At 55.6% G+C, this 14,392-nt stretch carries 13 protein-coding genes; 4 read left to right on the plus strand and 9 right to left on the minus strand.

The annotated features are described in order from the left end of the window. Nucleotides 1-10: 10 nt before the first annotated feature. Nucleotides 11-1,339, plus strand: a complete 1,329-nt coding sequence (locus tag FRD01_RS17525) for a BamA/TamA family outer membrane protein (protein WP_146961934.1) — start codon at nucleotides 11-13, stop codon at nucleotides 1,337-1,339. A gap of 10 nt (nucleotides 1,340-1,349) precedes the next feature. Continuing rightward, on the plus strand, nucleotides 1,350-1,979 hold the full coding sequence (locus FRD01_RS17530; RefSeq protein ID WP_146961936.1) for a hypothetical protein: 630 nt from the start codon (nucleotides 1,350-1,352) through the stop codon (nucleotides 1,977-1,979). Between the two features lie 8 nt (nucleotides 1,980-1,987). On the opposite strand, the gene FRD01_RS17535 is transcribed toward FRD01_RS17530, so the two are convergent. From FRD01_RS17535 to FRD01_RS17555, 5 genes are all read right to left on the minus strand, one after another. Further along, complete coding sequence (locus FRD01_RS17535) at nucleotides 1,988-3,061, minus strand: tRNA dihydrouridine synthase (RefSeq protein ID WP_146961937.1); 1,074 nt, start codon at nucleotides 3,059-3,061, stop codon at nucleotides 1,988-1,990. Between the two features lie 28 nt (nucleotides 3,062-3,089). After that, nucleotides 3,090-4,208 (minus strand): CAP domain-containing protein, encoded by a 1,119-nt coding sequence (locus FRD01_RS17540; protein ID WP_146961939.1) that lies wholly within the window; start codon nucleotides 4,206-4,208, stop codon nucleotides 3,090-3,092. 47 nt (nucleotides 4,209-4,255) lie between these two features. Then, the gene (locus FRD01_RS17545) at nucleotides 4,256-5,257 is read right to left on the minus strand and encodes a CAP domain-containing protein (protein WP_146961941.1); all 1,002 of its coding nucleotides are present in this window, start codon (nucleotides 5,255-5,257) and stop codon (nucleotides 4,256-4,258) included. 68 nt (nucleotides 5,258-5,325) lie between these two features. After that, complete coding sequence (locus FRD01_RS17550; protein WP_146961943.1) at nucleotides 5,326-6,033, minus strand: uracil-DNA glycosylase family protein; 708 nt, start codon at nucleotides 6,031-6,033, stop codon at nucleotides 5,326-5,328. A gap of 35 nt (nucleotides 6,034-6,068) precedes the next feature. Then, nucleotides 6,069-6,878: a symmetrical bis(5'-nucleosyl)-tetraphosphatase gene (locus FRD01_RS17555; protein WP_249755710.1), complete on the minus strand. Its 810-nt coding sequence runs from the start codon at nucleotides 6,876-6,878 to the stop codon at nucleotides 6,069-6,071. Between the two features lie 93 nt (nucleotides 6,879-6,971). Here FRD01_RS17555 and FRD01_RS17560 point away from each other — a divergent pair, with 93 nt between their 5' ends. After that, nucleotides 6,972-8,999: a two-component system sensor histidine kinase NtrB gene (locus FRD01_RS17560; protein WP_146961947.1), complete on the plus strand. Its 2,028-nt coding sequence runs from the start codon at nucleotides 6,972-6,974 to the stop codon at nucleotides 8,997-8,999. A gap of 52 nt (nucleotides 9,000-9,051) precedes the next feature. On the opposite strand, the gene FRD01_RS24440 is transcribed toward FRD01_RS17560, so the two are convergent. Both FRD01_RS24440 and FRD01_RS24445 read right to left on the minus strand, forming a co-directional pair. Then, entirely contained in the window at nucleotides 9,052-9,549 is a 498-nt protein-coding gene (locus FRD01_RS24440) for an OmpA family protein (RefSeq protein ID WP_249755711.1), read from the minus strand. A gap of 133 nt (nucleotides 9,550-9,682) precedes the next feature. Further along, complete coding sequence (locus tag FRD01_RS24445) at nucleotides 9,683-10,093, minus strand: DNA-binding transcriptional response regulator (RefSeq protein WP_249755712.1); 411 nt, start codon at nucleotides 10,091-10,093, stop codon at nucleotides 9,683-9,685. 61 nt (nucleotides 10,094-10,154) lie between these two features. On the opposite strand from FRD01_RS24445, the gene FRD01_RS17570 reads away from it, so the two are divergent. Beyond that, complete coding sequence (locus FRD01_RS17570; RefSeq protein ID WP_146961951.1) at nucleotides 10,155-11,459, plus strand: sigma-54-dependent transcriptional regulator; 1,305 nt, start codon at nucleotides 10,155-10,157, stop codon at nucleotides 11,457-11,459. Nucleotides 11,460-11,484: 25 nt separating this feature from the next. On the opposite strand, the gene FRD01_RS17575 is transcribed toward FRD01_RS17570, so the two are convergent. Together FRD01_RS17575 and FRD01_RS17580 are read right to left on the minus strand one after the other, a co-directional pair. Next, complete coding sequence (locus FRD01_RS17575; RefSeq protein WP_146961953.1) at nucleotides 11,485-13,362, minus strand: lipoprotein TP_1001-related protein; 1,878 nt, start codon at nucleotides 13,360-13,362, stop codon at nucleotides 11,485-11,487. 119 nt (nucleotides 13,363-13,481) lie between these two features. After that, the gene (locus tag FRD01_RS17580; protein WP_146961955.1) at nucleotides 13,482-14,330 is read right to left on the minus strand and encodes an NYN domain-containing protein; all 849 of its coding nucleotides are present in this window, start codon (nucleotides 14,328-14,330) and stop codon (nucleotides 13,482-13,484) included. Nucleotides 14,331-14,392: the final 62 nt, after the last annotated feature.

Raw genomic sequence — 14,392 nt, forward strand, 5'->3', positions numbered from 1 at the left:
TAAAATCTCCATGAAATTCGCAGTACTTTCCTCATTCCTGGGAGCATTCTTCTCTCTTTTGTTGATCAGCTCCTCAGTGATGGCTCAGTCCGCCCCGGAGTCTGAGCCAGAGGCAGAGACTCAAGATTCGGACGAAGTCTTTGTGATTTCAGAGGTCGAGATCAACGGCCTTGGGCGCACAAAAGAATTTGTGGTCTGGCGAGAGTTCGACTTCGAACTCCACTCTCCAACTACGCGCGTGGTACTCGAAGAAAGTGCTCAACGTCTAAGGAACATGGGGCTCTTCGCCAAAGTCGAGTACACCCTTGAGCCCAAAGGCGACTCCCATAAAATTATTTATGATGTCTTGGAGCGCTGGACCATTCTTCCCGTGGTCAAGGCGTCGAGCGGTGGAGGGATCAACCAGCTCATCGTGGGACTTTACGATATCAACGTACTGGGCAGATACCTCGAGATGGGCGGCCAGTACGAGAGGTTAGGCCCTACGAACTCGGGAGTGGTTTGGTTTCGTGACCCGAGGCTCTTTGACCAACGACTCTGGTTTAGTGCAGACGTTTGGCACGTCAACCGCATCTACACACTCTACGATAACGATGGCGAGGAGGAGGGTGGGTTCTTGTTGCAGCGCAACATGCTGGCTCTGGCACTCGAGAAAGAGGTCGTCTGGTGGTTCAGGTTCGGAGGGCGCATTCAGGTGGTTCAAGACCAAACATCCCTAAATTTGATCGAAGATGATATCCGTCAACTTCAGGCGCGTCGCGGGCTTCCTGAAGATACCTTGCGCATCCAACCGGGCCTCACATTTCAGCTCGGTCGTCTGAATCAGGACAACTACCTTGTGGAGGGGGCTCAGCTAAATCTGCGTCTCGACGGTACCGATACGATCCTAGGATCCACCTTTTCGTTTGGGTCGATCGAGAGTGATTTGGTCTTGGCGAAAACCCTTCCTTTCAAAAGCACCATCGCGTTTAGATGGCTCGTTGGAATCTCGAGCACTGAGGCTGAGACGCATTTCTACTATATCGGTGGGTTCGACCGAGTTCGTGGCTTTTTGGACGCCAGATTTAGGGGGCCTGCCCATACGACCGCGAATCTCGAGTTCCGCATCCCCTCATTGGACACCTCTTGGTTGGTGTTGCAGCACGTGGGTTTTGTGGACGTGACTTCGGTGGGGCAGGGAGCATCGGATTTCGCAGACATCACGGCGGCTAGTGCAGGTGCGGGCATTCGCCTGATCAGTCCTCGAATCTATCGACTAACGCTGAGGCTCGACTACGCCGCCTCACTGGTGAATTCGGGCGATTCCGCGATAAGCTTTGGTGTTCAGCAGTTTTTCTAAAGAGGTAGTCGTGTATTTGAAAAAGTTGCTGGTGTTGAGTGTTGTCGCGATGGCCGGTTGCGTTTCTGGTAGCTACCATACCGCTACACCCATCCCCTCAGGTGCCGTCGAGTTAGGAATTGCCGCTGGCGTGGTAGCCCAAACGAGACAGGAGCAAGTGTACGACGACTTGATAAACACGTCGGACGGCACATTTTTGATGTACGACCTGTTCCTTCGCTACGGGGTCAATAGCTGGAGTGATCTGGGGCTACAGTTTAACATCTTTGGCGCGCTTGCTGGCTCTTTGCGGGCCGACTATAACGTCAATCTCATAAACACTGATAGTTTTGCGCTTTCGATTGCTCCGGCACTTCAATTGCTGGGGTCCACAGGTGGAGGTGCGGAGAGGATTTCAGGTGATCTTGGACTCTTCTTTGATGTGTACAAGTCGCAGTCAACGATCTTCTCGTTGAACCTCAAGCCAGGCTATGAGTACTTTTCAGAGAGCGTTTCGCTAGGCTCAGGGGTGTTACTTCATCATCGCATCGCGGAGGGTTGGTTCTTAGCGCCTTTTGTTGACGTTTACATGAAGCCGGGTCAGAAAAACTACGCGTTTGAGTTGTACGGTGGAATTGGTCTGGTGTACCGGATCCTTTAGCTTGCCAGCTAAGCTGCGGCTTCCATCTCGTCGAAGATGGTGCCGTCAAAGGCGCCAAGATCGCCGGCTTCCCACGCCTCAAGCAGCGAGAAGTAGGTGCGGATATGGTCCAAGGCCTCAGACGTCTCTTGTGAACGCGTCACGGCTTTGCGGAAGGATTTGCCAAAAACTAGGGGTTCAGCAAAATACTTGGCTACCATCTTGAGACGGTTCAGTGCGGCTCGTTCTGCGCCAAACGCCTCGCTGATTTTCTCGTGGTAGAGCAGGAGCACACGTTCTCTTTCACGCGCATTGATAACAGGCTGTGGTTCATTGCGCATCCAACGCGCGATCTTGAGTAGAAGCCAGGGGTCCTGAACTGCGCCGCGGCCAATCATGACGCCGGCACACCCCGTCTCCTGCATCATCGCGTGTGCGCTCGGAACATCCACAACGTCTCCGTTTCCAAGCACCGGGATCTTCACCCGTTGCACAGCTTCGGCAATCGGGGTGACGTCGCGAACGCCGCTATAGAGGTCAACTTTGGTACGCCAGTGGATGGTCAGCGCGTCCACGCCCTCTTCCTGAAAGCGCCAGGCGAGCTCAGGGGCGTTCTTGTTGTCGTGGTCGTAGCCAGTGCGCATTTTGACCGTAAGTGGCACTGTGACCACTTTGCGGACCGCACGCACGATTTCCACAGCAAGTTCAGGCTCGCGCATCAATGCAGAGCCGCCCGAGCGCGCGCAAACCTTCTTAGAAGGGCACCCCATATTGATATCCACAATGGTGGCACCCAAATCCTGAACTACTGCGGCGGCCTCAGCCATCACGGCCGGGTCGCGACCAAAAATCTGGATCGCGATCGGGTACTCTTCGGGATCGAAGGCGATCTCGTCGAGCACCTTACCTTGGGTCTCCGCGATGGATTTTGATGGGAAGAACTCCGTGTAGGTCAACCCTGGCCCGCCAAGCGAGCGGATTAGCCGGCGGAACACGATATTGGTCACACCTTCCATGGGCGCCAGAACGACAGCCGGGGAAATCGTGATGCCGCCTACATCGTAAGAAATCTTCTCGGGTGAGGGAGGTAGTTGTTCGTTCATGGTCTCTGGATTTCCGCGTTCAGAGGGGTCAATTCCCACCGATGCCGGTGGTCATGGTCCACCAATCGCCATACTGCGATCCGGGAGCAAGGTAATACCCAATGCCCATGCGGTTGATACCAGAATTCATGATGTTGCGACAGTGCCCCGGACTATTCATCCAACCGTTGACCACGGTTTGTGCGCTTCCGTATCCGGCGGCCACGTTTTCGCCGCGTGGCTGCCCGTTGTATCCAGCCGTGCCGAGTCGTTGCGAGAAAGACGAGCCGTCCGAGCCGTCGTGGCCGAGTCGGTTTCTCTCGCCCATATCCACGCTATGACAGCGCGAAGCGATGCGCATTTCGTCGTTCATCTCCACAGGCCCTGCGGGGTCGAAGCTTCCGTACTGACCACATGTTTGTGTCTGAGCACGAACCTCGTTGACCAACACAATCACCTCGTCCTCCATAGCCGCCCAATTTGAGGGCCACGCTGCGATGTCTGTGCAGTCCACCTGGCAGTCGTTGTCGTTGGTGTTGTTGCACGCAGATGGGCAACAGCCGTCATTGTCCACGCAGGCTGTGATGGTGTTTGAAACCGTGCATTCGGCGTCACATGTTGCCGCCGCGCCGCTCAAACTCATGGTCACACAGGCATCTGGGCTCTCGCACGTAGTCGGGCAATCACCGTCACAGGTTTCCTCAGCCTCGACGACCCCGTTCCCACACATCGTCCCGCAGTCGGAGTCCGTCGTGGAATCGCAGGCACTTGGGCAACACCCGTCGCCGTCGGAACACATGGTGATCGACGGCTCGGCCTCACACTTCGCATCGCAGGTGGCGGCGCTGCCCACAAGAACTTCAGGGGTACACGCGTCTGAGGTTTGGCACGTGGTTGGGCAGTTTCCGTCGCAGGTCTCGTCGCCTTCAATCACGCCATTCCCGCACACTTCTTCACAATCCTCGCAGCTCTGGCACTCCGGAATCGGGTCCCACACGCACTGATTATTCTCACACGCTGTCTTCATGCAGACTTTGAGCTCGCACTGAGCTGCGGTGGTGCATTCAGGTGTGTTGATGCCCGCACGATCGGCGAGTATCTGCCCCTCGCATGCTGCTAGGGCGAAGGAGAGGACCAGTAAAGCTATCGCTCTTCGAAGGTTTTTCATAAGGCATAGAGTAAATGAATGTACTCGGAGCTTCCAGTAGAATTGACTCAGTTGCCGTTGATGCCGCCAACCATGGTCCACCACCGGCCAGAGGTCGCGTGGAGGTAGTACCCAACGCCCACACGGTTGATGTTGGGGTTCATCACGTTCGCGCAGTGTCCATCCGAGTTCATCCAACCCTGGACCACGCTAGCTGGCGTCGAATAGCCTTTTCCGGCGTTTTCGTTCGCCGCGAAACCCGTGTAGCCAGCCGCGGAAGCACGCTGCGAGAACGAGCTACCATCAGACCCCGTGTGCGTCAGAGTGTTATGAACGCCCATATCCACCGAATGACAGCGCGAAGCTTCTTGGAGTGTCGGGCTCATCACCAAGGGCCCTGCCGCCGAGAACGTTCCCCGAGTCCCACAATTCTGAGAGCTTGACCGATATTGGTTGAGCAGGGTCACGACCTCTTGCTCGTAAGTTGCCCAGCCGGTTGGCCACGACGCCGGGTTCCGGCAGTCCACCACACAATCGTCGTCGTTGTTCGCGTTACAACCCGGCGCACAACATCCGTCATTATTCGTGCAGGTCACGATCGCCTGATAGGAGCACTCGACGTCACAATTTTGAGGAGTTCCGCTCATGGTGGCGGTCTGGCACACCATCGCTTCACAACTCTGGGGGCAGTTTCCGTCGCAGGTCTCAGGCGCTTCGGTCACACCATTTCCGCAAACAGGCCCCGTCGCCTGGTCTGGCATATCTGCAACCATGTCCACGGGCATATCCGGGACCATGTCTGCGGGCATGTCCCGAGGCATATCTACGACCATGTCTGCCGGCATATCGGCCAGAGTCATATCCTCCGTCGCCACATCCAAATCTTGGTCTGGCATCTCAGCAGGCATGTCCGCAACCCCGCCCATATCCAAAAGACCCACATCACCCGAGCTGGAATCCGGGTTTGAGACGTCGGGAGTCTCGGCCGGATCAACGTCGTAGTTAGTAGTGAGGCTTGCTTCGCACCCACTGACTATCAAAAACAATGAGATAAACACGCGTTGAAGCATAGGAGAACCTTTGGGGCGAATTCGTTATAGCCCAAGTATCTCATAGCTTTGGCGGCGAGTATAGGAGGTCAGATAAGGCCAAGGGCGCTGAGTTCGTCCTCAACAATCGGAGCCCATCCCTGATTGGCTTTCGGGCTCGCCGGCGATGGGTGCAGAATTCGCCCAAACTTCGTACCGGACTTCTTCAGAGCTCGTTTGGCCTGCTTCTCCGCCCAGGTTCCAACTCCGACCACCATCTCGATCTCCATGGCTTCAACGACCTCTCTGAGCGCGTCGTCACATGGTCCGAAGATGGTCTCGCGCTCCTCCTTCGGGAGTTGGTCTGGCGTGCGGTTTCGTCCAGATTCTTCCATGAACGAGAGTGGGCAATAGTTCCAAATGAAGAACTCCTTGAAGAAGCTTTCCGGCGTCTCGTAGCGCTCTTGGACCCAGCCCCAGAGCCGCGATCCGCTGACTTCGCTTCGGCTGCACTCAAAGCCTTCAACAAGTCGCTTGGGGTGTTCCAGCGCAGGCTTAGAGACGGGCTTCTCGATGCCAAGGAAGTCACGCACAAATCCCACATCGCCAAAGGGCACTCCCGTTTGAGCCATTCCCCACGGCCCGGGGTTCATCCCCATGAAGAGGACTTTTGCGCCATGGTCGGCGAACTCAAGATACGCGGCGTGACTCTCCCAAGCGTAGTCGAGTGGGTTGTAAACATGAGTCACCGGCTCTTGAAACTCGAGGTCGTGAAGTCGGCTCGATAGGCGTTTCGAAATCTCGTGAATTTTGTTCATGGTGAAGCCCTGGTGTTGTAGTCGACTACCCTTTATCAGATCACCGGTACGGACGTTAAGGTGTATTGGGCAACACCTTGAGCGTAGCTCAATTCAAGGGCGCTGAGCTCTCGTCCCCATGCAGCACCACTATCGAGCGCGAACGCATTTCCAAAATCGCGCGCCCCAAGCGCCGACCAATGACCAAAGATGATCTTTTGCGGCGGATTTTGTTTGGGCCAGAGGTCAAACCACGCGTGCAGCCCGCTCGGGATCTCGTCGTAGAGCCCCTTGTATTCGAACTCGAGACGGCCATCGCCATGTAGGACTCTGGCACGGGTGAGCGCGTTCACGGCAATCCGAAGGCGATCCACACCTTCGATTTCCGGACTCCAGAGCGAAGGCTGATTGCCATACATATTCTCGAAGAACGAATCGGGATCGGATCGAAGCGCCGCCTCAACCTCGCCGCTGAGCTCCAGAATCGTCTCCTCGGTCCACCCAGGAAGTACGCCTGCATGGACCAGAATGTGGGATGCATCGATCGAAAGGGCCAGCGGTTGAGACACGAGCCAGTCGAAAATCTCTTGCCGGTCACGCGCCTCCAAGATGTCATGGAAGGTGTCTTTCGGCCGAGCCTTCGACTTTCCTCGCATCACCGAAAGCATATGAAGATCGTGATTCCCAAGCACGACCTTGACGTTGTTTTCCATGGCCCAACGGACCACGTCAGCCGAGTTTGGACCCACGTTGACAAGGTCTCCGCAAAAATAGGTCTGGCACGAATCATGCCATTTTAGCTCGTCGGTGAGGGCCATCAGGCTCTCGAACTGACCGTGAATATCTCCGATGATGATGGTCCTCAATTTGCACTCCGCTGGACAACGAACACGCGGCACCTTAAGGATTTTCTCCGGCGGCGCAATTGGTGATTGAGACCCTATCGGTGATTCGACTCTATGAGTGACGAAAAACAAGCCCAGAATAGAAAGCTTCTCATCGCACTGGCGCTGCTCTCGATAGCGATGACCGCCGTGCTACTCGCAACCTTCTACCTGATTCAGCGCGATTCGGACGAGCTCGCCCTGCGGTTCCAGGAAGAAAGGGTTGCGCAGATTCAGGACGTCTCAAGGATTGTCACGGAAAGCGTTGGCGACGTAACTGCCGACCTTGAGTTCCTATCGAGGCTCGTGGTCGGGGCATCCGACGCAGAACGAGAGGCCTTTCTTCAGGCTCTTCTAGGCGGCGTCGGAGCATATCGCGCGGGAGCTGTGGTGGGCAAGAATGGGGTCGCGAGGCAGGTCATCGTGGACCCTCGTGCAGGGGAGTTGCCCGGTCGCGATGATATCGCGGCCATGGAAAAGGCTGCAATGCAGGCCCTAAAGGAAGGGACCTCCGTGTCTCCTTTGGCGCTCAATCAAGACCCGTGGCTCCGCGCCTTCGCGCAGAAGACAAGCGCTTCCGAGGCAGTGGTTCTTCTTGTCGATACGCAAAGTTTCCTCGATGAACTTAGGATTTTGGCCTCGGATCCTCATACCTGGCTCCTCGTCCTTGGGCCGCACGGCTCTCCCGCACCTTCAACGTCAAGCCCGATTTTGGAGCACGTCTCCAACCCGCCAGAAGCACTCGCGGAGGTTCTCGAACGCATGAGAAAGGGGGAGCGCGGCGCGCTCAAGATTAAGGCGGCGGATGCTCAGTGGGTTGGCTTTGAAGACGGTGACGTGGTTGTTGCCATGGAACGCGTGGAAGTGCGCGATGGCGTCTTCTGGTCCATCGCGAGCTTCTCATCGCTCGCCTCGATTCGAAACGCTCAGTCTTCCCTGCAAAGTCGATTGATTGGTTTTGCGACCGCGCTCATCTTGGTTCTGATTTTGTTCGGTGGCTACGCGTTTGTCGTGGTCAGAAAGACGGCAATTCTAGAGGAGAGATTGCGCACTACGGCCTACCTTTCTCACCTGCACGAGAAGGCGCATAAGGTGGTTCAATCCATCCCGATCGCGGTTGGGATATTGGACTCTAACCTCGAAATCAGCGACCAAAACAAGGCGTTTAAAGAGATTTTCGGGCCTGAGTTTTCTGCGATCCGCGAGCTCCTCGTCGAGGTCAGCCAAACCCGAACGCCTCGTAGCAAGATTTTTGAGAACGCCTTGCCCTTTGGAGACGGGGTATTCCAACTACACGTCGTGCCTATCGAGCCGCAGGCTGAGGACGCAAGCGTCGTGGTAATCGTCGAGAACCTCTCGGATCTGCGGACCCTGGAAGAGCAACTCTTGCGAATGGAGAAGCTCGCCACCGTGGGGGTGCTCGCGGCCGGAATTGCTCATGAGATCGGTACCCCATTGGGTGTGGTCCGGGGCCGTGCTGAGCTCATTCAACGCAAGCTAGAATCCGAGAGCACGCATCAACGCGGGCTCGAGGTCATCATCGAGCAGATCGATCGCGTCAGCCGAACCATTCAAGAGTTGCTCGACTTCTCACGCATCAAAGAGGCCAGCGTAGAAAGTGTAGACCTCCACGCGGTTGCGCTTCAGGTCAGAGAGCTTCTCTCGTACGAGCTTCGAGAAGGGCTCACCATTGACGTCTCCATTCCGAACGATATCTCCACCATTCAGGCCAACCCTGATCAGGTACAACAGGTGCTGCTGAATCTGGTAATCAACGCGATTGATGCGGTGCAAGGGATGGAAGAGGCGCGAGTCGAGATCGGCGCCCGAGATGAATCCGGCCACGTTCTGATCTGGGTTGAAGATAATGGCCCAGGCATACCCTCAGCAGATCGGCATCGGGTCTTCGACCCCTTTTACACCACGAAGAAGCGAGGCCAGGGAACTGGGCTCGGGTTGACAGTGGTGGGCCAGATCGCTCGTAACCACGGGGTGGAAGTGAGTCTCTCTGAGGTTTCCAAGGGCGCGCGTGTTGAACTGCGATGGCCGTCTTCAAGAAATCACAACGGCCACCGTGCGAACACGATGGCCGTTGTTCAATGAAGAGGTGCTGGTCAAACCTCAACATCGAATCCTGTCGATTCGGAAGGGATGGTCAATTCGACAGGATGAACTCTGCACGACGATTCTTAGAGTGGGCGGATTCTGTATCGCCCATGGCGGCGGGACGCTCTTCACCGTAAGAAATCGTGTTAACATTTTGTCCGGAGACGCCTAGACGCACCAAGTACTGCTTGGTCGACTGTGCCCTGCGCTCACCAAGAGCCAGGTTGAACTCCGTGCTTCCTCGCTCGTCGGTATGGCCTTCGATCACCAACTCTCCGTTAGTTGAGCGGATTTCAGTGGCCAGAGCCTGAAGCTGTCCAGAATAACTCGAATCGATTTCCGAGGAGTTGTAGGCGAAATACACCGGACTGGTGATGTCGTCTCCTGCACGGTCGGGCTCTTCGCTACGCGACGGTGCGGTCTTCTCCTCAGCCGGTGCCGCGGTGCCGAGACTGGTCTCATCAGGAACCACCGCCTTTTTAGGGGCCGACGCGCACGCAGAGGTCATAAATAGCGCCAACACACTCAACACCAACACACGATTCATAGTTAGATTCTCCTTTGTTCCGAATGGTTGTTTCGGTCTCTTTAACAAAATTCTTATTGAGCAAGCGGTGTGCCAAGATTCGGAGGAGGTAGTCGAATTCGCGATCGCCTTGGTCTGGTGCGGCACTCCGTGATTATGTTGAAGCGCGAGACGGTCCAAAGCCTTCAGAGTCTTGCAATCTGCTAGAGTCGTCTTGCAAATTGCCAGTCCCCAACACTCGCTCAACCAACTCAAAGAGGTCTTGAAGCTCGAAGGGTTTGCGCAAGAAGAACACACCATCGGGCTCAGGCACATCGAGTGCGCAGGAAACCAGAACGATGGAGGGTCTCGAAGGTGCGAGCTCTGCCAGCTTTCTAAGCGTAACCGCCGGAATTCGGGTGTCGCTGATGACCACGCCTTGCGCTCCGCCCAAGGCATGCGCGCCTTCGAGATCATTTAAGACGATGACTTCAAAGCCATGATCGCTGAGCGCTTGGGCAAGGAGCCCAGTCATTTCGTCCGAGTCATCCACCAAAATTGTGAGCTTTGAAGAGGCTGTCGTCATACTGAGGGTAGCCGAAAAGAAGGTTTCACGTAGAATGGTTGAAGCAGATAACGTGCCACTTATGAAACGACATGCCCGAATTCTAGTGATCGACGACCATGAGGAAATGGTCGAACTACTCGCCGAACAATTGCGAGACGAGGAATTCATCGTGGATGTATCCACCGATGGGCGCACTGCTTTGGTACTCGCCATTGAGAGGCTTCCTGATCTCGTGATCACCGACCTCAGGATGCGTGGATTTGACGGCTTTGATGTACTCAAGGCCTTCAAAGAGTTGGACCCCGACTTGCCGGTTCTCATCATGACTGCGTTTGGTGGTGTGGACTCTGCCGTGGAGGCCATCAAACAAGGCGCAGCCCATTACTTCACAAAACCTTTTCGGCTCGACGAAGTCTTGATTTGGGTCAACCGCGCTCTCGAAGCACGGTCCATGCAGAGCGAAAATCGCCGCCTTCGCGCCGAACGCTCCCAAGGCATCGACCGATTCGTGGGGCAATCAGCCGCCATGCAACGCCTGCGCGAACGCATCGGCAAGATTTCGAGCGTGGATGCGCCGGTTCTGATTCGAGGTGAGAGCGGGACGGGAAAAGAGCTCGTTGCGCGCGCAATCCACGAAGCCGGCCTTCGCGCCGCCGCCCCATTTGTGGCGGTCAACTGTACATCTCTGCCGCAAGAACTCTTGGAGAGTGAGCTCTTTGGACACGCAAAAGGCGCCTTTACGGGGGCTGCGAACGCAAGGCGCGGACTCTTCCTCGAGGCCGATGGAGGCACCCTTTTCTTGGACGAAATCGGCGATATGCCGGCTGAGCTTCAGGCCAAACTCCTGCGCGTTCTTCAGGAAAAGGAGATCCGCCCCGTGGGATCGGATGCCTCACGCAAAGTCGACGTCAGAATCATCGCTGCCACTCATCAACCGCTCGAAGAACTCATCAAATCCGGGAAGTTTAGAGAAGACCTCTTCTTTAGGCTCGACGTGCTCAACGTCCAGGTGCCTGCGCTCAGGGAACGTCGCGAAGATATCGAAACGCTCACGAGGCATTTTTTCGATAAGTACCGAGTGGAGTTTAAATCGAGCGTCCGTGAGCTACCCTCCGAGCTTCTAGAGCGATTCTTGCGCGCACCATGGGCTGGCAACGTCCGAGAGCTCGAAAACGCCGTACAGCGCTACGTAATTCTCGGTGAGTTCGACCCCGTTCAGTCCCATGCCGAAGACTCGGCTCCGCTGGACCTCTTCAACCTGCGTGAAGTCGAAGACCGTCATATTCGGCGAGTGTTGGACTATTGTGGAGGGAACAAAACACAGGCCGCGGAGCTCCTCGGGATAGATGCTTCAACCATCCATCGGAAACTCTCGCGGCCTTAGGCTTTGAGTTAGTTTTGACCGGGGATTAGAACGCGGTTTGACCAGCGTTCAGGGCGCCAAAGGTGAAAGCCTGTGGTGCCGTCGTCCAGTCAGCGGCAGTGTTGGTGTCCCCGTCATCGACGCGCTGGATCGACACGTCTTCCTGATCCAATCCTGGGGCGGCATTGGCGCAGAAGTCAGCGTCGATGTATCCACCAGCAGGCTGTCCACCGCCTACATTTTCCCACTCGTTTGCTGCTGCCACTTGTGCCGCACGCGTTTCAGTACCACCCGCAGCACTTGTACAAGCATCACGTGCCGCAAAGATGGCATCTTCGATATCGCCTGCACGATTCACCACTGTAAATACGTTATCCGTGCTCGTGAGACCGCTGTCGGTGGAGTAGAAATCCCAAGCGTCATCGTAATTTTGGGCGACGGTCGCTTGTGGGAACTCATTCTTAGCCGTGGTTTCCGAAGTTCCGTTACCGCAGTTTGCGTCGTTCGCATCAATATGTAGAACGATCAAATCGTTGGTGGCCACGTCGATGGAAGGGAAGTCGAAGATATTCGATGTTCGCTCGTTGAAGCTCATGCCACCGAGAGTTCCGCCACTAATCACTCGAAACTCGACAAGGTCGCAACCACCAGTTTGTTCTGCCGCGACTTCGTTGATTCGAAGCACTGCAGGCGTGGCGTAGCCTTCGAAGATCTCCTCGTTGTCCGGAGCTACAACCGCGCCACCGAGGATATCCAATACGGTATCCGCAACGGTGACGATATAGGCTTCGCCAGGAGTTTGAGTACTGACAGTCAAGGTGACTCGATTTCCACTTACACTTGCCGCACTCACAGTCAGACCGCCGTCCAGGGTGAACTGAGAGCCGTCTGGAAGCACGGATGCAGCGTCAAGGTGGCGATTGAAGTCGATCACAACTTCGGTTGGAGCGGTGCCCACAGCACCCGTGACTTTTGGTGCAGGGCAGGTTGCGTCCGAGAGGTCGTCGATACTGTAGAACGAGATCTGCGCGCGGTCCTGAAAACGCCAAACGTGGGCGGTCTCGAGCGTGAGCAAGCAGAATGGCTCAAACGTGTACACGTCTTGGAGGTCGTTAGGGACGCGGAATTCGAAGTTCAAGTCGCCAACGAGCACGGTGTTGTTCACGTCGGAGCCCGAGTGGCCGCTTCCGGCGAACCCGATATCGGTCAAGACCTCGATCTGACCCGAAACCAACTCAGCCTCATAGGTCGGAAGTGCCGACACGATATCGTTCACGGCCGTGATGTCTTGAGCGAGCGTGGTCACATCAAACCCACCACCAGCCACGGTGAGGTTGGAGATGGCGTTGGCCACGGTATTTCCATCGATGTCGGTCAGAGTATCTACCGTGAACCCGACGATATCCCCAACATTGAGGGCGGGTGTCGTGGTGGCTGGGTCTACAGCTACGAAGATCGCTGGACCCTGCTGAGTCGCTTGCACGAAGAAGCCCGCCACATCATTTCCAACTGCTGGCTTGATATAGGTCACTGCAGCAGCCGTGACGCTCCCGAGCGTGCCTCCTCGAATGAGTGCGATCTCGGCCTCTGAGGCGGGGTCTGGCATGGCAGGTGGATCCATGTCGACCTCCATATCCACTTCCATGTCAGGTTCCATATCCGGCTCCATATCCGGCTCCGGCATGTCTTCTTCCATGTCCGCAGGCATATCTGGCTCCGGCATATCCGGCTCCAAATCTGGTCCCATATCCTCCTGAGGATTATTGGTAGGCATGTCCTCGACATTATTCATGTCGTCTGGACCCATGTCCTCAATATTGTTCACGGTGTCATTGTTGGTGTTGTTTCCACCCTTCGGCGGATCATCATCACCACACGCAGCCGTGATTCCTAAGACAAGCATCATCAACGCAAATTTTTTCATCTCAATCTCCCTGAAAGAGCGGTTTCATTTCCAAACTCTCCTTATGGGTTTCGAGCCAAACTTTCAAGTCTGGACCCGTCCCCCCTCAAAGATTGTGCGTCGAAAAAGGCTGGATTAATTCAGGCTTTGGGCCCAAATCCAATGATGACGTAGCCGCCAGACTTCTCGTCCTTCTGAATATCCAGAAGTTGTTGGGTCTGGCTTTCTTCGATGAGCTCGTTGAAACTTCTAAACCCGTAGAATGTTTCTGAGAACTGAGGCCGCTTTCTCTTGATGACCTGCTTGACGTGCGAGGCCCAGATATTCTCGTCTCGCTCACGGAAAAGGGCTTCAACGGTCTCGAGCACAAGGTCCACAGCTTCCTGCCTTGCTCCCGCGCGGTCCGCGTTGGTCTCGCCTTCTTTCGCTGGCGCACCGTTGCTGGGCTGAGTCTCGGTGGTCTCTCGTTTTTGGCGACCTTTTTGCTGGGCATTCCTCTCGGACTTTCGTTTTTCGCGAACGAGGTCGTCGTAGAAGATGTATTCGTCGCAGTTCTCGAGCAAGAGTTTTGAGCTTGAGGATTTGACACCAATTCCGATCACAAACTTATTGTTCTCACGAAGCTTCGAGACGAGCGGTGAGAAGTCCGAATCACCGGAAATGATCACGAAGACGTTGACGTGAGGCTTGGTGTAGCAAAGGTCGAGCGCGTCGACGACCATTCGAATATCCGCCGAGTTCTTTCCGGAATACGAGACGTGCGGGATCTCGATGAGCTCGAACGCCGCCTCGTGCATGGGCTTTTTAGCCTGCTTGAACGTGTCCCAATCGGAGTAGGCGCGCTTGACCACGATCGTGCCCTTGTCGAGCAAACGCTCAATGATAAGGCTGATATCGAGGTTCGTGTAGTTCGCGTCTTTGGCGCCGATGGCCACGTTTTCATAGTCACAAAAAATCGCAATATTTGGGTTGGTTGGCAAAGATGCCATTGAATTCTCCATTTAAGTGGTTCGCAAGCTCTATCTAACACGCTCACCCCCGACTTTGCACC

Origin of the sequence: Microvenator marinus, from assembly GCF_007993755.1 — a bacterium.
GTDB lineage: Bacteria > Myxococcota_A > Bradymonadia > Bradymonadales > Bradymonadaceae > Allomicrovenator > Allomicrovenator marinus.